Genomic DNA, 18413 nt, shown 5'->3' with positions numbered 1-18413 from the left:
CATGCTCGTCAGGGTCCGACCGTTGTGGCAGAGCTGGATCGCCCGGCGCATTCCGCCGTCGCCGTCGCTGCAGCTCAACCAGCGGCGCATCTTCATCATCCCCAGCCGGCAGGGCATGGCCTTCGGCGTCGCCCTGCTGCTGATGCTGCTCACCGCGATCAACTACCAGAACAGCCTGGCCTACGGCCTGACCTTCCTGCTGCTGTCGCTGTTCATCGTTGCCATCCTGCACACCTACCGTAACCTCGGCGGCCTGCGTCTGACGGCGCTTGGCGCAGCGCCGGTGTTCGTCGGCGAGCAGGCGGCGTTCCGTGTGCGCCTGGAAGGTGAAGGGCGCCCGCGACAAGCCATCGGCCTGGGCTGGGAAAGCCAGCACCTGCAGTTTGCCGACGTGGCGGCCGATCACGCCCAGGAGCTGTTGCTCACCCAGGCCGCGGATCGGCGCGGCTGGCTGCGCCCCGGTCGCCTGCGGGTGGAAAGCCGCTTCCCGCTGGGGTTGCTGGTGGCCTGGAGCTGGGTGGACCTGGACCAGTCGGTGCTGGTCTACCCGCATCCGCAGCCCGCCGACCTCCCACTGGAAAGCGGGCCTGCCGAACACGACGAGGAGGGCGTGCGCCCCAGCGGGCGCGGCGTCGATGATTACCAGGGGCTGCGGCCCTACCAGCCGGGGGACTCGCGCCGGCGGCTGCACTGGAAGGCCTATTCCCGTGGCCAGGGCCTGCTGGTGAAGGATTTCTCCGCGCTGGCCGGGCGCAACGTCTGGCTGGATTTCAACAGCCTGGGCGGCGACACCGAGGGGCGGCTGTCGCGGCTGTGCTTCTGGGTCCTGCAACTGTCGCTACGCCAGCAGCCGTTCGGCCTGCGCCTGCCCGATGCACAACTGGCGGTGGGCGTGGATGACGTCCACCGCGATGCCTGCCTGCGTGCCCTGGCGCTGCACGGGACGAAACGATGAGCGGCGCCAGCGCCACGGCCGTCCAGCCGATTCCGCGGGTGGCCCTGACCTGGCTGCTGGTGGCCCAGGGAGTGGTGATCCTTCCGCACCTGGAGCACTTGCCAGTGTGGATCGTCGCCCTCTGGCTGGGGTGTGCGGCGTGGCGCGTCCAGGTGTTCCGCATGCGCGCCAACTACCCCAGCGGCGTCGCCAAGCTGGCGCTGGTGGCAGCGGCCGGGGTGGGCGTGTGGTTTTCCCGCGGTTCGCTGATCGGCCTCGACGCCGGCGTGGTGCTGCTGATCGCCGCGTTCGTGGTCAAGCTGGTGGAGCTCAAGACCCGCCGTGATGCGTGGGTGCTGATCCTGTTGGGCTTCTTCGCGGTGACCACCAGTTACCTGTTCCAGGACGACATCGTCGCCGCCGCCTTCAGCCTGCTCCCCGTGCTGGCCCTGCTGGCGGCGGCCATCGGCCTGCAGCAGAGCAGCTTCGCCGCGCGCCCCATGGCCACCTTGCGCCTGGCCGGCGGCCTGCTGCTGCAGGCCTTGCCGCTGATGCTGCTGCTGTTTCTGATGTTCCCGCGCATCGGCCCGCTGTGGTCCTTGCCGATGCCGGGCGAGCAATCCACCACCGGGCTGAGCGACAGCATGGCGCCGGGCGATATGGTGGAGCTGAGCCAGTCGCCGGCGCTGGCCTTTCGCGTGAGTTTCGACGGCAGCCCGCCGCCGCGTGCGCAGCTCTACTGGCGCGCATTGACGCTGGAACGCTTCGATGGCGTGCGCTGGAGCACCGCCTACCAGCGTGCCGACGCCCTGCCGCAATGGCGGCCGCAGGGCCAGCCCCTGCAGTACCAGGTGATCATGGAGCCCAACGGCCGGCCATGGCTGTTTGCCCTGGATGTGGCGCGCACCAGCCTGGACGATGCGCGCCTGATGAGCGACTTCCACCTGGAGCGCCGCCAGCCGGTGCGGCAGGGGCTGCTGTACCGTGCGACATCCTGGCCGGAAGCGTTGCTCGAGCCCGACGATGGCGCCCGCGCGCAACGCATCAACCTGGCCCTGCCCGAGGGCGGCAATCCGCAGGCCCGCGCCTGGGCGCAGCAATTGCGCGAGCGCTATCGGCAGCCGGCGGAACTGGTACAGGCGATGCTGCGCACCTTCCGCGAGCAACCGTTCCACTACACGCTGCGGCCGCCAGCGGTTGGCGAGGAGCGCATCGACGGTTTCCTCTTCGGCACCCGTGCCGGCTTCTGCGAGCACTACGCCGGCGCCACGGCCTTCGTCCTGCGCGCGGCCGGCATTCCGGCGCGGGTGGTGACCGGTTACCAGGGCGGCGAGGCGAGCTCGTCGGGCAATTACCTGGCGGTGCGCCAGTTCGACGCCCATGCGTGGGTGGAATACTGGCAGCGCGGCCAGGGCTGGACGCGGGTCGACCCCACCGGCGCGGTGTCGCCCGAGCGTATCGAGCAAGGGCTGGAAGCGGCCATGAGCCGCGAAGGCAGCTTCCTCGAAGCCGACCCGTTCTCGCCGCTGCGCTACCGCCAGTTCGCCTTGCTCAACCAGCTGCGCATGGCCTGGGACGACATCAACTACGGTTGGCAACGCTGGGTGCTGGGCTACCAGGCCGAGCAGCAGGGCGACATGCTCAAGCGCTGGTTCGGCGGCCTGGACCGGCAATGGATCGGCGCGTTGCTGGTGGGTGGCGGTGCACTGCTGCTGGGCGCACTGGCACTGCTGCTGTTCAAGCCCTGGCGACGCTCCGCCGATGCGCAGCTGCGCAGCTTCGAGCGCTTCGAACGCATGCTGGCACCGCTGGGCATACAGCGCCGGCCGGGGGAGGGGGCGCGGGACTTCTGCCGGCGCGCGATCGAGGTGCTGCCGGCCCATGCCCAGGCGATCGGCAATTTCCTCCAGGCGTTCGAAGCCCAGCGCTATGGCGGCGCGGCCGCCTCGCCTGCGCAATTGCGCGCGCACCTGGCGCGTCTGCGCCGCGAGCTGCCGTGGCGCTTGCGCCGCACGCGCAGAAACGGAACGTGACATCGCGCCCCCTTGCCGGTGCGTGGGTGGGGGCTAACCTGATAGTTCACCCTCTGAGTGGAGCCTGCCGTGACGTCCTTCTGCGATTACCTGGTGAGCCATCTGATCGAGCAGGAGGTCGCGTTGTTCTCCGCGTCGTCCCGCCTGAAGGCCGAGTCCGACCCCGAAGCGCTGCATGACCTGCGCATTGCCGTGCGCCGCCTGCGCAGCCTCCTGCACCCGGTGCGCGGGATGCCCGGCATCGACGAGCTGGAACAGGCCCTGGGCGACATGGGCCGGCTCAGCGGCCCGCTGCGCGATCTGGAGGTGCTGCTGCCGGTGCTCGAAGCCGAAGGCTACGAGCGCGCCGCGGCGCTGCGCCGGCCGGCGCTGATCTCCGGCTACGCCACGCTGCTCGCCAGCCCGCAATGGGAACGCCTGATGCTGCGCCTGGACGGCTGGCCGCAGCTGTGGCGCACCGCCGAGCGCCACGGTGTGCTCAAGGGCCTGCACGGCAAGGTGGAAAAGCGTCTGGCCAAGGAGTGGCAGAAGCTGCGCGAGGCCCTGAAGGATCCGGCCCACGACCGCCATCGCCTGCGACTGCTGATCAAGCGGGTGCGCTATTCGCTGGAGGCCTATCCCCGGGAATCCGCCGTGCCGCAGCGCCTGCTGGCGCCGCTGAAGGACGCCCAGGCGGCCCTGGGCGAGTGGCATGACTACGAGCAGTGGCTGATCCGCAGCGAGCGCGAGTTGGACCTGATGCCGCTGCAGCCCCATTGGAACGCCCGCCATGACCTGGCCGAGCGGCTGGCCGACGAGAGCCTGGAGGCCCTGCAGAAGGCGCTGCATAGCGGCCATTGATGGCAAGGCATTTACCGGCGGGAACAAGGCTTTGGATGGTTTGCCGCCAGCGCTGGCGCCCTTAAGATCGCCGCCTGCACTTTCTACCCAGTAGCCTCAGGGAAGTCGTCCATGTCCTTCAGCGAAATGCTCAAGGCGGTGCGCGCCGCGCCGCTCTCCATCGTCATTCCCGCCACCTGGGCGCAAGGTCGCGCCAGCTTCGGCGGCCTGGTGGCCGCGCTGGCCTACGAGGCCATGGCGGCGGTGGCCGAAGCCGGGCGCCCGGTGCGTTCGCTGGCGATCACCTTCGTCGGCCCCATCGAAGTCGAGGTGCCGGTGAGTTTCGAGGCCGAGGTCCTGCGCGAGGGCAAGTCGGTCAGCCAGGTGTTCTGCCGCGCCGTGCAGAACGGCCAGGTGGTGGTGCTGGCCCAGGGCAGCTTCGGCGTGGCGCGCGAGTCCAGCGTGCAGGCGGACGGCCTGCCGCCGCCGGCGTTCAAGCCCGTCGAGGACTGCCAGGAACTGCCCTACATCCGCAAGCTGATGCCGGCCTTCACGCAGAACATCGCTATGCGCTGGGCGGTCGGGCACATGCCGTTCTCCGCCAGCCGCGAGCGCGAGATGGGCGGCTGGATGCGCTTTCGCGGTGACGATGTGGGCGATGAGCCAATGGAAGTCAGCCACCTGCTGGCGCTGATCGACGCCTGGCCGCCGGCCAACCTGCCGCACCTGAAAACGCCGGCGCCCTCCAGCTCGCTGACCTGGACCGTGGAGTTCGTCCAGCCGCTGCCGCGCTTGCCGGCCAACGGCTGGTGCCAGTACCTGGCGACCATCGAGCACGCCCGCGACGGCTATGGCCATATCGCTGCGCAGACCTGGTCGGCCGACGGACAGTTGCTCGCCATCGGCCGGCAGACGGTGACGATCTTCGGTTAACGGCCGCAGGCTCAGATGCCGGGCGCGGTCTCCGTGCGGTTGCGCCCGCCCGCCTTGGCCCGGTACAGCGCACGGTCGGCGCGCGCGAGCAGGTCTTCCAGGCGCAGCTCGCCGTCGCGGCGAACGGCCACGCCGATGCTCAGGGTCAGGCGCACGCGGCTGCCGTCTTCGCTGGTGAAGGACAGCGCCTGCACATTGTGGCGCACCCGCTCGGCCACCTGCAGGGCCTGCTGCAGGTCGGTTTCCGGCAGGATTGCGGCGAACTCCTCGCCGCCCAGGCGGCCCAGCAGGTCCACTTCGCGCAAGCCCTGGGTCAGTTCCTTCGCCACGGCTTGCAGCACGGCGTCGCCGAAGGCATGGCCGTGGGTGTCGTTGATCGGCTTGAAGAAGTCGATGTCGAGCATCAGCGCCGCGCACTGGCGCTCGTAGCGCTGGGCGCTCTTGAGCAGGGCGACGCCACGTTTGACGAAGGCGTGGCGGTTCTGCAGGCCGGTCAGCGGGTCGGTGGTGGCCAGCAGGCGCAGCTCCTGCTCCATGGCCTTGCGCTGGTTGATGTCGAAGCTCCAGACGAGCGAGGCGGGGCGGCCGTCCACTTCCATCTTCCGTGCCCAGACGATCGCCCAGTACGACGGGTTGCCCGCCAGCCGGGTTTCCCAGCTGTCCAGCTGGCCATGCTCGGCGAGGGACTGGCGGAAGCGCGCCTGCTCATCCGGGTCGTCGAACAGCCGGTGCAGGGTGAAGGGCTCGTCCGGGCGCACGCCGGTGCGCTGCAGCAGCCGGGGACTGACGTAGTGGGCGCGGGAATCCTCGTCGCTGAGCAGCGCCACGTCGCTGGGGCTGGTGTCGAGGATGTAGCGCAGCAGCGCCTTGCGCTCGCTCAGCTCCTGGGTGCGCTGGTCGACGCGTTGCTCCAGCGACTGGTTGAGGTCGTGCAGGCGTTGGGTCAGCAGCTGTTTGCGCCGCGAGTTGGCGATCACCCGCAGGGCCAGCAGCACGCTGCACAGGCCCAGGCCGAAGAGGACCCAGGCGAGCAGGTTGAAGGCGTGCTGCAGGTCCTGGCGCTCGGCGTCCATGTAGTTGGTCAGGGCGATATTGGTCGCCACCACCACGTCGTGGGCCGGCTCCAGCAGCGGCGGCAGGTCCCGCAGCATCTCGCCGGCCAGCCGCCTGGCGGCCTCCGGCTGGCCCCAGGGCGCGCGCACGAGCCAGGCATCGCTCAGGCGCTGGATCTTCTCCAGCGTTGCCTGCACCTCCGGGCGCGGCACCACCAGGTAGCGATAGACCGGCGTGCTGCGCAGCGGCGGCAGCAGGCTGGCGAGCACCTCGACGCGTGTCGCCAGGGCATCGCTGTCGCGTTGGCCGGCGAGCACCTGCCGGGCGGTCGCCAGCGAGCGTTCCAGCTCGGCGCGCAGCTGGTAGGCCTGCCACAGCTCGCTGTGGGCGTCGGGATGGGCCAACTGGCGGACGTGCTGGTGCACCATCCGCAGCGCGGCGCCGGCGCCGACGGTCAGCGCCACGATCAGGCCGCTGAGGATGATGACGGTCAGGCGGCGACGGCGCCGTCTGGGTGGCTGCGGGGGCACGGCGATCACTCCAGGGTAATGCGGCTTACCTGCCAGACGGTGCGGTTGAAGTAGACCTGGGTCCGCAGCGGCGGGTGATCGAGCATCGGGTAGATGACGAACAGCGGGCCACGTTCGGCGATGCCGAGGGTGTGGCCGTCGCGGCGGTAGGCAAGGATCGGCTCGAAGGCGTCGAGGTCGCTCAGCGGAATCAGCGCGGAATAGTCGTTCAGCGCCTCGACCCGCAGGTGCTGGGCGCGTCCGCGTTCCAGGCCGGCGAGCAGGGTGCTCAGGCGCACGCCCTGCCAGCGGTACACACGGGTTTCGTCGGGAAGCATGGAGCGCTGTTCGGTCTGCGGCAGTGCGGCCAGGTCGCGCAGGCGATAGTGCCGCGCGAGCTGTGGCTGGCCTTTCACTGCAACGGTCAGCACGCTGCGCTCGGCCGCCGGTTCCGGGGCCGAGTACACGGTTGCGACAAGAAACAGGCAGGCAAAAATGCCAATAAAATGACGAAAAGCCGACATCTCAACAGCTCGTGACGAAATCTCGACGATTATATCGGCGAACCCGCCTGCGACTTGAATGGCCGAAATGCCGCGCCTGCGATCAGCCCTTGCGTTGGCGCCACGCGCGCCACCAGGCGCCGCTCAAGACGAAGCGCGGGAAGGTGACGAACTGCTCGGCCAGCAGACGCCCCACGGCGTCCTTGCGGTCGTCGAAGGGCTCGGGGGCCTGCGCTTCGAGTTTATGGCCGCGGCCCTGGATGGCCAGCGAGGCCACCATGCCGATCACCCCCAGCAGGATCGCCGACAGGCTCAGGCCGAACAGCCCGCTGAGCAGCGTCAGGGCGCCGAGGATGAACAGCGGCACGGCGATGATGTGCAGCGCGAGGTTGGTGGGATTGCGGTGGTTGGCGGCGTAGCCCTGCCACTGCCAGGCGAGGAGGTTGGGGTGACGTTTGCCCATGGCGAAGCTCCGAGACTGAGAAGCCCGCCTGAGCGCAGGCGGGCGGGATGTCAGCAGTCTAGGTGCTGCCGCAAGGCCCGCGCCAATGGGCGCAGGCTATGCGGGCGATAGGTATTACAGGCGCAGCTGGCGGATGGCGCGGCTGAGCTCGCCGGCGAGGTCTGCCAGCTGATGGCTGGTGCCGGCCGAATCGACGGTCTGCTGCACGGTGTGCTCGGTGACGTCGCGGATGCCCACCACCGAGCGGGTCATTTCCTCGGCGACCTGGCTCTGCTGTTCGGCGGCCACGGCAATCTGCGTATTGCTCTCGCGCATCAGCGCCACCGCCGAGGCGATGGCCGCCAGGGCTTCGCCCGCTTCCCGGGCCTCTTCGACGCAACCGTCGGCCTTGATCGAGCTTTCCTGCATGAACTCCACGGCATCGCGGGTGCCCGACTGCAGGGCGTTGATCATCTGGGTGATCTCGTCGGTGGAGTCCTGTACGCGCTTGGCGAGGTTGCGCACTTCGTCGGCGACCACCGCGAAGCCGCGGCCCATCTCGCCGGCACGGGCCGCTTCGATGGCGGCGTTGAGGGCGAGCAGGTTGGTCTGTTCGGCGATGCCGTGGATCACGCTGACCACGCTGCTGATCTTCTGGCTGTCCTGGGCCAGCTGCTGGATCATCTCGGCGGTCTGCTGCACGCCCTGGGACAGCCCGGCGATGGACTGGCCGACGCGGCTGACGACCTGCTGGCCGTTGCCGGCGAGGCGGTCGGCTTCCTGCGACTGGTCGCGGGTATCCGCGGCGTGCTGGGCGATGTGATGGACCGTGGTGGACATCTCGTTGATGGCGGTGGCGGCCTGGTCGGTCTCGCTCTGCTGGCCGAGCATGCCCTGACGCACCTGGCCCATGCTGTTGGCGAGGCTGCGCGCGCCTTCGTCGAGGCGGCCGGCGGCCTGGGCGACGGTGCCGACCACGCGCTGGTAGCCGGCCTGCATGGCGTTGAACGCGGTTGCCATCTGGCCGACTTCGTCGCGGCTTTCCAGCGGCACGCGGGCGGCCAGGTCGCCGCTCTTTTCCACGTGCAGCATGACGTCGCGCAGGGTCAGCAGGTGGGTGAGGATGAAGCGGATCAGCAGTTGCGAGGCGGCCAGCAGCGCCAGCATCAGTACCAGCACGGCGCCGGCGAAGGGCAGGGCGCGGTCTTCGAACACCGTCCAGAAATCGGCACCGGGGGCGAGCACGGCGACGCGCTGGCCATTGCCGAGGTCCTGCACATAGGCGCCGGCGAGTGTGCCGGCGCGGGATTGCGCACCCTGCAGGTCGACCCAGCCGCTGGCGCGGGCGAGGGCGGAGCCGTCGATACCGGCGATCTGCGGCGCGCTACCGCTGGCGAAGCCGACGAGATTAGGCGAAGCCGGCAGCGCCGAGCCGGCCGGCCAGCTCTTGAGCCACTGCGCCTGGGCTTCGGCACCCTGACGCGCCTGCTGGTTGCGGCCATCGAGCTCCTGGTGCATGGCGAACAGCACCAGCAGCAGCGTGGTGACGAAAGCGACCGCGTTGACGGCCCAGAACTTGTACTTGAGGGAAATATCGCGGATCCAGGCGGCCATAACTCTCTTCTTGTCGGTCGAACAGTGGCAAGGCGCCATTATTCTCGTGAAAAGGATGAAGGTGGCCATTGATGGGAATCAACCCACCTTCCGCTTCCGGACGTATCGGCGGCGGAAGGGCGATCTTGAGAGCTGGTTCAAATTTCTGGCAGGTCAAAGAACCGTCGTGCGCAGGCGGTGGTGTGGTGGGCCACCTGCTCGGCGCTCTCGCCGCGGTGCTGGGCCACGCAGGCCAGCACTTCGGGCAGATAGGCGGGCTGGTTGCGGCCATTCTTGGGTTTGGGGCGCAGCGTCCGGGGCAGCAGGTAGGGCGCGTCGCTTTCCAGCATCAGCCGGCCCTGGGGGATTTCCCGCACCAGTTCGTGCAGGTGAGTGCCGCGGCGCTCGTCGCAGATCCAGCCGGTGATGCCGATGTGCAGGTCCAGGTCGAGGTAGGAATAGAGTGTGCGGCGCTCGCCGGTGAAGCAGTGCACCACCGCGGCGGGGAGTCGGTCGCGGAACTCCTTGAGGATCGCCAGCAGGCGCTCGCCCGCGTCGCGTTCGTGGATGAACACCGGCAACTGCAGCTCCACCGCCAGGCCCAGCTGTTCTTCGAATGCCTTCTCCTGCTGCGGGCGCGGCGAAAAGTCGCGGTTGAAGTCCAGCCCGCACTCGCCCACGGCTTTTACCCGCTCCTCGGCCAGCAGGCCACGCAGCACCTTCGCGCTGCCGCTGTCCCAGTGGCTGGCCTCGTGCGGATGGACGCCGGCGGTGCAGTAGAGACGTTGTTCGTCGTCCAGTTGCCGGCACAGTTCCAGGGCCTGTTCGCTGTCGTCGAGGCGGGTGCCGGTGAGCACCATCTGCGTCACGCCAGCCTCGATTGCCCGTGCGAGGACCGCTTCACGTTCCGAAGCAAAGCTTGGGTGGGTGAGGTTGACGCCGATGTCGATCAGTTGCATTTTTCTTCCTTTTGTTCGGAAGCGGAGCATAGCAAATACCGCTTTTTGAGCGAAAATTCTTGAAAAACAACAGGTTGTGGAGCATTCCGAAGATCTATCGGAAGTTTCGGGTTGGTATTGAGTCCCTCCTGTGAGAGTCTTGCGCGCCCTTGGCGGTCGGGAACCCCCGGCTGAAACCGCACTCTAATCGGCCCGCCGCCGAGTGCGACCCCTGGAGAGCTGGATGACCCGACTGTTGCTGCTACTGCTGTGCCTCGTGGCCTTGACGCCACTGCCGGCGGCTGCGCGCCTGACCGCCCAGCCGGAAAACTGGGAGCAGGAAAGCAGTGGCGCCCGCGACCTGGCCGCCATCCGTTCGGGCGGCACCTTGCGGGTGCTGGTCAACCAGAGCCGCAACAGCTCCGGCGAAATCAAGGGCGAACCCATCGGTGTCGAGTACCGCCGGCTGCGTGCCTTCGAGCAGTACCTCAACGACAGCGCACCGGGGCGCAAGCCGCTCACCGTCAAATTCATTCCCAAGGCCAAGGATCAATTGCTCGGCGCGCTGCAGCGCGGCGAAGGCGATCTGGTTGCGCCCGGGGAGGTCCTGCTGGCGCGCGATGGCCAGAACGTCAGTCCCAGCCTGCCGTGGAAGGCCGACGTGCCGCTGGTGCTGGTGACCAAGCAGGGCAACCGCAAGTTCGTGCGCCTGGAGCAACTCGCCGGCCGCACCATCACCCTGCCGGCCGGTAGCGCCGCCGGCGAGGCCGTGCGCAAGGTCAACGAACGCCTGGCGCAGAAGCGCCTGGCGCCGCTGGTGCTGGAGTGGACCGATTCCTCGCTGGCCGTGGAGGATGTGCTGGAGATGGTCCAGGCCGGCATCTTCAACTACACCGTGGTCGAGCAGCCCATCGCCGAGCGCTGGGCCAAGGTCTTCACCAAGCTGCGCGTCGACCGCCACCTGGTGCTGGACAACAGCGAGCCGATGACCTGGTACGTGCGCCGCGATGCACCGATGCTGCAGGCCAGCGTCAACCGCTTCCTCAAGGATTACCGTGCGCCGGCGGACCAGGACGTGGCGTTCCAGCGCCTCTACCGCCGCGCCTACCAGGTGCGCAATCCGCTGGTGGTGCCGGATCGCAAGCGCCTGGAAGCCGTGCGCCCGACGCTGCAGCGTTACGCCGAGCAGAGCAAGGTCGATTGGCTGGCGCTGGCCGCCGTAGCCTTCAAGGAATCCAACCTCGATGCCGGCGCGCGCGGCGCCGGCGGCGCCACCGGGCTGATGCAGATCACCCCGGCGGCGGCGCGCGCCGTGGGCGTGAACACCGTGCACCAGAAGGAGAACAACGTGCAGGCCGCCAGCCGCTACATGGCGATGCTGCGCAAGCGCTTCTTCTCCAGCCCGCGCATCAACGAACGGGACCGCATGGCCTTCGTTCTTGCTGCCTACAACGCCGGTCCCGAGCGGGTGCAAAGCCTGCGCGCCGAGGCCAAGCGCCAGGGCCTGAACCCCAACCAGTGGTTCTTCCAGGTCGAGCGCGTGGCCGCCGAACAACTGGGTATGGGCGTGGTGAACTACGTCAGCAGCGTCAACAAGTACTATCTTGCATATCAGCGGGAACGTGATGGCCTGGAGCCACGTGAGAGCGTGGCGGCAATCAAGAAGTAATCGGTTTGTTCGATAGTTATTAGCGCGATTTTGCGCTTTTGATATCGGAAAAACTGGATATATTGGTCGCCAAGCAACCACGGTTGTCATCTACTTCCTACGCAACCCTTCGCTCTCACCAGAGCCTCCCATAAGGACGCACCATGAACTCGCTGATCAAATCCATCCTGACCACCAACGCTGGCGCTGGCATCGCGGTGCTGCGTATCACCACCGGCCTGACCTTCATGGCTCACGGCTCGCAGAAGCTCTTTGGTGCCTTCGGTGGCCCGGGTCTGCAAGGCATGGCGGGCTGGCTGGAATCCCTCGGCGTGACTCCTGGCTACCTGATGGCGACCCTGGCCGGCAGCGCGGAGTTCTTCGGCGGTCTGGCCCTGGTCCTCGGTCTGCTGGTGCGCCTGGCGAGCATCCCGCTGATCGTGGCCATGCTGGTCGCCGTGTTCAGCGTGCACCTGGCCAATGGCTTCTTCATCACCGCCAACGGCTTCGAATACGCCTTCACCCTGATCATGATCAGCGTCGCGTTGCTGATCAGCGGCGCCGGCCCGTTCTCCCTGGACCGCAAGCTGTCCAGCTGAGCACAGGCGACATCCATGAAAAAGCCGGGCAATGCCCGGCTTTTTCGTTTGTGTCGGCTACACGGGATATCTGTAGGAGCGAGCTTGCTCGCGAACAGTGCCTCCGGCCGCATCGGCATCAGGCGGTTCGCGAGCAAGCTCGCTCCTACGAAGAGCAAAGAAAATGCTGGGCATAAGCCCGGCATCTTTCGTGGGTTCCTCGTGCAGAAACCAGCCTGCTCATCCCTGCACGGGTTTCCTATCAATGGAAGAGGTACTGTACGCCGCCATTGATCAAGCCGCCGCCCACCAGCAGGAAGACGAACAGCCCGGCGCCCAGCAGCAGCGGCTTGGGGCCTTCCTTGCGCAGGTCGCCCAGGCGGGTGGCGAGGCCCAGGGCGGCCATCGCCATGCCGAGCATCACGTCGTCCAGTTGCTGCAACGGCGCCAGCCAGCTTTGCGGCACCCAGCCCAGCGAGCGCAGACCGGTCACCAGCAGGAACAGCACGGCGAAGCCGGGAATGTGCAGCTTGCGCCGGGCGCCCGGCTCGGCGGCTTCGGCGCACCCTACGCGGCCAAGGATCAGCAGTGCCGGGGCCAGCAGCAGGACGCGCAGCATCTTGCTGATCAGCGCGGCGTCGGCGGCGGCCGGGTCCATGGCGCGGCCAGCGGCGACCACCTGGGCGACTTCGTGGATGGTCGAGCCGGTGAACACGCCGAAGGCCTGCTCGCTGCCGAACAGATGGGGCAGTGCGGCGTAGATCAGCGGGTGCAGCAGCATCGCCAGGGTGCCGAACAGCACCACGGTGGCCACCGCGACGGCGGTGTGCTCGGCCCGCGCCTTGAGCACCGGGCTGCTCGCCATCACCGCGGCGGCGCCGCAGATGGCGCTGCCGGCGCCGATCAGCAGGGCGCTTTCGCGCGGCAGCTTGAGCCAGCGTTCGCCGATCCACCAGGCCACGGTCAGGGTGCTGGCAACCATCAGGACATCGATGATCAGCGCGGCCGGCCCGAGGGCGGCGATGTCCTGGAAGGTCAGGCGCAGGCCATAGAGCACCACGCCCAGGCGCAGCAGTTGCTGGCGCGACAGGTCGATGCCGGGGCGGATGCCGCCGAAGCTGGCCAGGCCGAGGTTGCCGGCCAACAGGCCGATGAGGATCGCCAGTGTCAGGCTGCCGAGCCCCAGGTGCTGCAGTGCGGGGATTTCCATGAGCTGGCGCGAGCCGAAGGCGATGGCCAGGCAGAGCAGGGCGCCGGGGAGGTAGTAGGGCAGGCGGCGAAGGGCGTTCATTGCAGGCTCCTTGTATAAGGTGAAGCCATGGTGCCGCCGCCCCGCTTAGTGTAAAAACGGATTGTTCTTATTGGGTTGACCGGTTTTATCGATATGGGCCCGCGCCTCACCCTTCGCCAGTTGGCGACCTTCACCGCGATCGCCGAATCGGGCAACGTGACCCAGGCGGCCGCGCGCATTGCGCTCTCGCAGTCCGCCGCCAGCCAGGCGTTGCAGGAGCTGGAACGTACCCTCGGCACCCGCCTGTTCGACCGCAGCGGCAAGCGCCTGGCGCTTAACGACAACGGCCGCGCCTTCTACCCCAAGGCCAGCGCACTGCTGGCGCAGAGCGCCGAGCTGGAAAGCCTGTTCGAATCGGCACCGGTGCAACTGAGCCTCGGCGCCAGCCGCAGCATCGGCGGCTACCTGTTGCCCCAGGTGATGGCCGGCTTTCTCGCCGAGCTGCCCGACAGCCGCCTGGAGCTGCAGGTGGCCAACAGCGGCGGGGTGATCGAGGCGCTGGCCGAGTTCCGCCTGGACGTGGCCTTCATCGAGGCGCCGATCCAGCATCCGCAGATCCAGCTCTCGCCCTGGCTGGCCGATGAGCTGTTGCTGGTGGTGGCGCCGGACCACCCGCTGGCGCTGGCCGAGCGCGTCACCCTCAGGGATCTGGCCGCGGCGCGCTGGGTGCTGCGCGAGGCCGGATCGGGCACGCGGGTGACCTTCGAGCAGCAGGTATTGCCGCGCCTGGGCAGCGTCGACGCCCCCCTGGAGGTCAGCAACGCCGAGGCGATCAAGCACCTGGTGGGCAGCGGATGCGGCATTGGATGCCTGTCGCAGCGCGTGGTGCAGGCGGAGCTGGAACGCGGTGAGCTGGTGCGCCTGGGCAACCCGCTGGGGCCGCTGCGGCGCACCTTCTTCCGCGCGCTGCACATCGACAAATACCCAACGGCCGGTCTGCGCCGCTTCCTGGATTACGCCAGCGAATGGGCGGCGCGCTCAGGCGCCGTCTAGCGGCCACTCGCCGATGGCGCGATAGCGCACGCCGCTGGGGCTGTTCTCCGAACTGAACAGGGTGACCGCCCGGGCGGGCAGCAGGAAGGAGGCGGTAGCCGCCGGTGTGTGATGGGCGTGGCGGGCAAGGGTGATGTGCGGATGGAAGGGGCGCTGCTCGACCTCGAACCCACCGGCTCGCAGCGCTTCGCGCAGGGCCTGCACCAGCTCATGCAGGGCGGCGGGAATGTGGCTCGGTGCGAGATGCAGGATGCCATTGCCCCAGCGCGCGATGTGGTCCAGTTCCAGCTCGAAGCCCTGGCGCGGCAGGCGCTCGCCGATGGCGCGCAGTTCCGCCTTGCGGCCGCGCGGCACCGAGCCGAGAAAGGCCAGGGTCAAATGCAGGTTGGCCTGGGCTACGGGCTGGCCGTCCAGGGGCAGGGTGTCGCGCCAGGCGCAGATCTGCGCCGCCAGCGCGGGCGGGCAGGGCAGCGCGAAGAACAGCCGCAAGGGTGGCGTGGTCATCGATTCGGGTCTCCTTGACAGTGCTGCCGGGCCTTCTCTAGGATGCCGCTCAGCGCCGATTTAAGTAGCAACTTGCGGGGCGCGGATGCAGCCATGGCTGACATCGAAATACCGCTAAAGCGCTGGTTCGGTGTGCCTCTCGCCGCGTCCAGCAGGACCTTTGAGGTGGAAGACCAGACACCATGACCTGTCCCAACCCGCATCTGCGCCTGGCCCCGATCACCACCGGGCTGGTGCGTCGCAATCCGAAGATCCTCCTGGGCGGCAATCACCAGCCCACCCTCGTCCGTTACCTCGATGGCTGGCCCAAGCGCTGGAACGGCTCGCGCACTTTCCTGATCCAGTTCGCCGAGACCTTTGCCGATCTGGCGCGCTTCCCCAGCGATAGTTTCGACTTTGCCGTCGTCCAGTCGCCGGTGGCCGAGCAGCTGGAGTCCGCGGTTCACGAACTCACCCGTGTGGCCCGCCAGGGCCTGATCACCCGCCGCCCACCGCCGCTCTGATCATTCTGTAGGAGCGAGCGTGCTCGCGAGCGGGTTCACCGGCAGCTCCACGCTGGGCGGGTTCGCGAGCAAGCTCGCTCCTGCACGCATGTGCCTCAGGGATACTCGATTTCCACCACGAACCACAGCTTCTCGCCGGAGGGGCTGCGCACCATCACCTCGGCGTCCAGTTCCTTGCCCACCAGGGCGCGGGCCAGCGGCGAGTCGATGCTGATGTGGTTGTTGCGCAAGTCCAGCTCGTCCGGGCCGACGATGCGGTAGCGGGCCTGCTCGCCCTCTTCGTCTTCCAGGGTGACCCAGGCGCCGAAATAGACCTTGTTCGGGTCGGCCGGGCGCTCGCTGACGACCTTGCAGTTTTCCAGGCGCTTGCGCAGGAAGCGCACGCGGCTGTCGATCTCGCGCAGCATCTTCTTGCCATAGGTGTATTCGGCATTCTCCGAGCGATCACCCTGCGCGGCGGCCTCGCTGACCGACTGCGTCACCTGGGGCCGGCGCACGTTCCACAGTTCATGCAGTTCGGCGCGCAGGCGCGCTTCGCCTTCGGGGGTGATCAGCGGGGTACCGGCGGGGCGGGGCGGACGATAGCGGCTCATGGCATCCAGTGCGGAGGGAGTGATCGGGGCAGTCTACCCGATCAGCTCTCGCGCAGCAGGCGCAATGGGCTCACGTTGAGCGCGCGGCGCGTGCCGAGCAGCCCGGCGCCGCCCACCAGCAGTGCGCCCAGCACCGGCAGCAGCAGCAACCAGGGATGCGGGCTCCACGGCAGGTCGAACACCCATCGATAGAGCAGGTAGCTGATCAGTTCGCAGCCCAGCGCTGCCAGCAATCCGCTGAGCGCGCCGAGCAGGGCGAACTCGCTGCGCCGTGTGCGCATCAGCAGGCCGCGTTCGGCGCCCAGGGCGCGCAACAGGGCGCCCTGGCGCAGGCGCTCATCGAGGGTGGCCTGCAGGCCGGCGAACAGCACCACGAAGCCGGCGGCGAGCACGAACACCAGCACGTACTCCACCGCCAGCGTGACCTGGTCGAGGATGCTGCGCAGTTGCGCCAGCAGCGCGTCCACCGGGAGCAGGGTGACGGTGGGGTAGGCGCGGGCCAGTTCGATCAGCTGGCGTTCCTGGCTGGCCGGCAGGTAGAAGCTGGTCAGGTAGGTCACGGGCAGGTCGGTCAGGGTGCCGGGCTCGAAGACCATGAAGAAGTTCGGCTGGAAGTTGTCCCACTTCACCGCGCGCAGGCTGCGGATCTGCGCTTCGCGAGTCTGTCCGGCGACGGTGAAGCTCAAATGGTCGCCGACCTTCAGGCCGAGATTGCCGGCGAGCTTCTCTTCCACCGAAACGCCCGGCAGTTCGCTCTTCTCGCCGGCGTGCCACCAGTCGCCCGCGACGATGCGGTTGCCCGAGGGCAGGCGCGCCGACCAGGTCAGGCCGAGGTCGCGCTGCAGGGCGCGTTCGCTGCGGATGTCTTCGTTCATGGCATGCACGGGCTTGCCGTTCACCGCCACCAGCCGGCCGGGCACCATCGGGTAGAGGTCTTCGGCATGGGGCGACAGCGCCTTCACCCGCTGCTCGAAGCCGTCTTTCTCGGCCGGCAGGATGTTCAGGGCGAAGTGGTTCGGCGCGTTGGGCGGCAGCTGGGAGTGCCAGGTGTCCAGCAGCTCGCCGCGCAGCAGGGCGATCAGGGCCATGGCCAGCAGGATCAGGCCGAAGGCGAGGCTCTGCCCGGCGGCCGCCAGCGGGTAGCGCAACAACTGGCCGAGGCCGAGGCGCCACGGCAGGCTTGCGCCCTGCAGTGCACGACGCAAGCCGCGCAGGGCCAGCAACAGGATGAAGCCGAGGACCACGGCGGCAACGGCGCCGCCGCCAAGCAGGGCGAGAGTGAGTTTCAGGTCGAGGCTCAGGCGCCACATGATCAGGCCGAGGGCCAGCAGGGCGCACCCATACGCGGCCCAGGTGCGCATCGGCACGGGCAGCTGGTCGCTGCGCAGCACGCGCAGCGGCGGTACGCGGCCCAGCGCTGCCAGCGGCGGCAGGGCGAAGCCGGCCAGCGCCACCAGCCCGGTGGCCATTCCGGCGAGCGCGGGGACGATGCCGGCGTCGGGGATTTCCGGCGGCAGCAGGTTGCCCAGCAGCTGCATCAGGCCCAGTTGCGCCAGCCAGCCGAGGAAGGCGCCGGCGATACTCGCCACCAGCCCCAGTGCGAACAGCTGGCTGCCATACAGCAGCAGGGCCTCGCGGCGCGACAGGCCCAGGCAGCGCAGCAGGGCGCTGGCGTCGAAGCGGCGGGTGGCGAAGCGGTTGGCCGACAGGGCCACGGCCACGCCGGCGAGCAGCACGGCGGCGAGGCTGGCGAGATTCAGGTAGCGCTCGGCGCGGCCCAGGGCGTCGCCGATCTGCCGGTTGCCGTGGTGGGCGTCCTGTAGCTCCTGGTTGGCGGCCAGTTTGCCCTGGATAGCGCCGCGGTAGGCTTGCAGCGCGTCGTGCGGGCCGCCCCACAGGTCGCGGTAGCGCACCCGGCTGCCGGGCTGGACCACGCCGGTGGCGTCCAGGTCCTGCAGGTTCATCATCACGCGCGGGGTGAGGCTGTAGAAGTCGCCGGCGCGGTCCGGCTCGTAGGTCAGCACGCGGGCGATGCGCAGGGGCTTGCGGCCGATGTCGACGCTGTCGCCGATCTTCAGGTCGAGGCTGGCCAGCAGACGTGATTCGACCCAGATATCGCCCGGCGCCGGGCGGCCGCCTTCGACTTCCGGCTCCAGCGGTGCGGGCGCGCTCTTTAATGCGCCACGCAAGGGATAACTCTCGCCGACCGCCTTCACGCTGCTCAGCTGGATGCCGTTGTCGGTGGCGACCACGCTGGAAAATTCCACGCTCTGCGCGTGCTGCAGGCCGAGCGCGAGGCCGCTGTCTATCTGCTGTGGTTGCGCCGGCTGGGTGCCGGTGAGCACCAGGTCCGCACCGAGGAATTCGGCGGCGCGCACCAGCATGGCGCCGTTGAGTCGCGCGCTGAAATAGCCGATGGCGGAGCTGGCCGCCACCGCCACCAGCAGGGCGAAGAACAGCACGCGCAGTTCGCCGCTGCGGCCCTCGCGCCACAGCTGGCGCAGGGACAGACGGAACAGGTTGGGCAGCGACAATGGCTTCATCGG

General features: G+C 68.5%; 17 protein-coding genes. 8 read left to right on the top strand and 9 right to left on the bottom strand.

From position 1 onward, the window contains the following. Position 1: 1 nt before the first annotated feature. From N0B71_RS26720 to N0B71_RS26705, 4 genes are all read left to right on the top strand, one after another. The gene (locus N0B71_RS26720) at positions 2 to 955 is read left to right on the top strand and encodes a DUF58 domain-containing protein (protein ID WP_259756042.1); all 954 of its coding nucleotides are present in this window, start codon (positions 2 to 4) and stop codon (positions 953 to 955) included. Then, positions 952 to 2967 carry a transglutaminase TgpA family protein gene (locus N0B71_RS26715; RefSeq protein WP_259756040.1) on the top strand — a complete coding sequence of 672 codons (2016 nt, stop codon included), beginning with the start codon at positions 952 to 954 and terminating at the stop codon, positions 2965 to 2967. Before N0B71_RS26720 ends, N0B71_RS26715 begins: the two co-directional genes overlap by 4 nt. Before the next feature lie 69 nt (positions 2968 to 3036). Further along, positions 3037 to 3807, top strand: a complete 771-nt coding sequence (locus N0B71_RS26710) for a CHAD domain-containing protein (protein ID WP_259756039.1) — start codon at positions 3037 to 3039, stop codon at positions 3805 to 3807. Positions 3808 to 3918: 111 nt separating this feature from the next. Beyond that, positions 3919 to 4719 carry an acyl-CoA thioesterase gene (locus tag N0B71_RS26705; protein ID WP_259756037.1) on the top strand — a complete coding sequence of 267 codons (801 nt, stop codon included), beginning with the start codon at positions 3919 to 3921 and terminating at the stop codon, positions 4717 to 4719. 11 nt (positions 4720 to 4730) lie between these two features. On the opposite strand, the gene N0B71_RS26700 is transcribed toward N0B71_RS26705, so the two are convergent. From N0B71_RS26700 to N0B71_RS26680, 5 genes are all read right to left on the bottom strand, one after another. Beyond that, complete coding sequence (locus tag N0B71_RS26700; protein WP_442964696.1) at positions 4731 to 6308, bottom strand: diguanylate cyclase; 1578 nt, start codon at positions 6306 to 6308, stop codon at positions 4731 to 4733. Further along, a complete protein-coding gene (locus N0B71_RS26695; protein WP_259756035.1) occupies positions 6308 to 6712 on the bottom strand; it encodes a molybdopterin-dependent oxidoreductase in 405 nt (134 codons plus the stop codon). Before N0B71_RS26695 ends, N0B71_RS26700 begins: the two co-directional genes overlap by 1 nt. A 175-nt stretch (positions 6713 to 6887) precedes the next feature. Then, positions 6888 to 7247: an Mpo1-like protein gene (locus N0B71_RS26690; protein ID WP_259756034.1), complete on the bottom strand. Its 360-nt coding sequence runs from the start codon at positions 7245 to 7247 to the stop codon at positions 6888 to 6890. Between the two features lie 114 nt (positions 7248 to 7361). Beyond that, positions 7362 to 8840, bottom strand: a complete 1479-nt coding sequence (locus N0B71_RS26685; protein ID WP_259756033.1) for a methyl-accepting chemotaxis protein — start codon at positions 8838 to 8840, stop codon at positions 7362 to 7364. A gap of 137 nt (positions 8841 to 8977) precedes the next feature. Beyond that, positions 8978 to 9778, bottom strand: coding sequence for a TatD family hydrolase (locus N0B71_RS26680; RefSeq protein ID WP_259756032.1), 801 nt, complete (start codon positions 9776 to 9778; stop codon positions 8978 to 8980). 223 nt (positions 9779 to 10001) lie between these two features. Between N0B71_RS26680 and N0B71_RS26675 the strand changes: the two genes are divergently transcribed. Together N0B71_RS26675 and N0B71_RS26670 are read left to right on the top strand one after the other, a co-directional pair. Further along, the gene (locus N0B71_RS26675) at positions 10002 to 11426 is read left to right on the top strand and encodes a transglycosylase SLT domain-containing protein (RefSeq protein ID WP_259756031.1); all 1425 of its coding nucleotides are present in this window, start codon (positions 10002 to 10004) and stop codon (positions 11424 to 11426) included. 143 nt (positions 11427 to 11569) lie between these two features. Beyond that, a complete protein-coding gene (locus tag N0B71_RS26670; protein ID WP_045211483.1) occupies positions 11570 to 12004 on the top strand; it encodes a DoxX family protein in 435 nt (144 codons plus the stop codon). 241 nt (positions 12005 to 12245) lie between these two features. Here N0B71_RS26670 and N0B71_RS26665 read toward each other — a convergent pair whose 3' ends face one another. Continuing rightward, on the bottom strand, positions 12246 to 13274 hold the full coding sequence (locus N0B71_RS26665; RefSeq protein ID WP_259756029.1) for a YeiH family protein: 1029 nt from the start codon (positions 13272 to 13274) through the stop codon (positions 12246 to 12248). Between the two features lie 93 nt (positions 13275 to 13367). On the opposite strand from N0B71_RS26665, the gene N0B71_RS26660 reads away from it, so the two are divergent. Continuing rightward, on the top strand, positions 13368 to 14267 hold the full coding sequence (locus N0B71_RS26660; protein ID WP_259756028.1) for a LysR family transcriptional regulator: 900 nt from the start codon (positions 13368 to 13370) through the stop codon (positions 14265 to 14267). On the opposite strand, the gene thpR is transcribed toward N0B71_RS26660, so the two are convergent. Beyond that, the gene (thpR, locus tag N0B71_RS26655; RefSeq protein ID WP_259756026.1) at positions 14253 to 14771 is read right to left on the bottom strand and encodes an RNA 2',3'-cyclic phosphodiesterase; all 519 of its coding nucleotides are present in this window, start codon (positions 14769 to 14771) and stop codon (positions 14253 to 14255) included. The two genes, N0B71_RS26660 and thpR, sit on opposite strands and share 15 nt — an antisense overlap. A 182-nt stretch (positions 14772 to 14953) precedes the next feature. Between thpR and N0B71_RS26650 the strand changes: the two genes are divergently transcribed. Beyond that, complete coding sequence (locus N0B71_RS26650; RefSeq protein ID WP_259756024.1) at positions 14954 to 15274, top strand: hypothetical protein; 321 nt, start codon at positions 14954 to 14956, stop codon at positions 15272 to 15274. Between the two features lie 95 nt (positions 15275 to 15369). Here N0B71_RS26650 and greB read toward each other — a convergent pair whose 3' ends face one another. Together greB and N0B71_RS26640 are read right to left on the bottom strand one after the other, a co-directional pair. Beyond that, on the bottom strand, positions 15370 to 15867 hold the full coding sequence (gene greB, locus N0B71_RS26645; RefSeq protein WP_259756023.1) for a transcription elongation factor GreB: 498 nt from the start codon (positions 15865 to 15867) through the stop codon (positions 15370 to 15372). 41 nt (positions 15868 to 15908) lie between these two features. Further along, positions 15909 to 18410, bottom strand: coding sequence for an ABC transporter permease (locus N0B71_RS26640; RefSeq protein WP_259756022.1), 2502 nt, complete (start codon positions 18408 to 18410; stop codon positions 15909 to 15911). Positions 18411 to 18413: the final 3 nt, after the last annotated feature.

The organism is Pseudomonas sp. GCEP-101 (assembly GCF_025133575.1).
GTDB classification, from domain to species: Bacteria; Pseudomonadota; Gammaproteobacteria; order Pseudomonadales; family Pseudomonadaceae; genus Pseudomonas; species Pseudomonas nitroreducens_B.
This window is presented reverse-complemented; position numbering and strand designations above follow the sequence as displayed.

Coding starts and splice junctions, on each gene's coding strand:
- N0B71_RS26650 (WP_259756024.1), top strand. CDS start 14,954: ATGACCTGTCCCAACCCGCATCTGCGCCTGGCCCCGATCACCACCGGG.
- greB (WP_259756023.1), bottom strand. CDS start 15,867: ATGAGCCGCTATCGTCCGCCCCGCCCCGCCGGTACCCCGCTGATCACC.
- N0B71_RS26680 (WP_259756032.1), bottom strand. CDS start 9,778: ATGCAACTGATCGACATCGGCGTCAACCTCACCCACCCAAGCTTTGCT.
- N0B71_RS26720 (WP_259756042.1), top strand. CDS start 2: ATGCTCGTCAGGGTCCGACCGTTGTGGCAGAGCTGGATCGCCCGGCGC.
- N0B71_RS26675 (WP_259756031.1), top strand. CDS start 10,002: ATGACCCGACTGTTGCTGCTACTGCTGTGCCTCGTGGCCTTGACGCCA.
- N0B71_RS26660 (WP_259756028.1), top strand. CDS start 13,368: ATGGGCCCGCGCCTCACCCTTCGCCAGTTGGCGACCTTCACCGCGATC.
- N0B71_RS26715 (WP_259756040.1), top strand. CDS start 952: ATGAGCGGCGCCAGCGCCACGGCCGTCCAGCCGATTCCGCGGGTGGCC.
- N0B71_RS26670 (WP_045211483.1), top strand. CDS start 11,570: ATGAACTCGCTGATCAAATCCATCCTGACCACCAACGCTGGCGCTGGC.
- N0B71_RS26690 (WP_259756034.1), bottom strand. CDS start 7,247: ATGGGCAAACGTCACCCCAACCTCCTCGCCTGGCAGTGGCAGGGCTAC.
- N0B71_RS26705 (WP_259756037.1), top strand. CDS start 3,919: ATGTCCTTCAGCGAAATGCTCAAGGCGGTGCGCGCCGCGCCGCTCTCC.
- N0B71_RS26665 (WP_259756029.1), bottom strand. CDS start 13,274: ATGAACGCCCTTCGCCGCCTGCCCTACTACCTCCCCGGCGCCCTGCTC.
- N0B71_RS26640 (WP_259756022.1), bottom strand. CDS start 18,410: ATGAAGCCATTGTCGCTGCCCAACCTGTTCCGTCTGTCCCTGCGCCAG.
- thpR (WP_259756026.1), bottom strand. CDS start 14,771: ATGACCACGCCACCCTTGCGGCTGTTCTTCGCGCTGCCCTGCCCGCCC.
- N0B71_RS26685 (WP_259756033.1), bottom strand. CDS start 8,840: ATGGCCGCCTGGATCCGCGATATTTCCCTCAAGTACAAGTTCTGGGCC.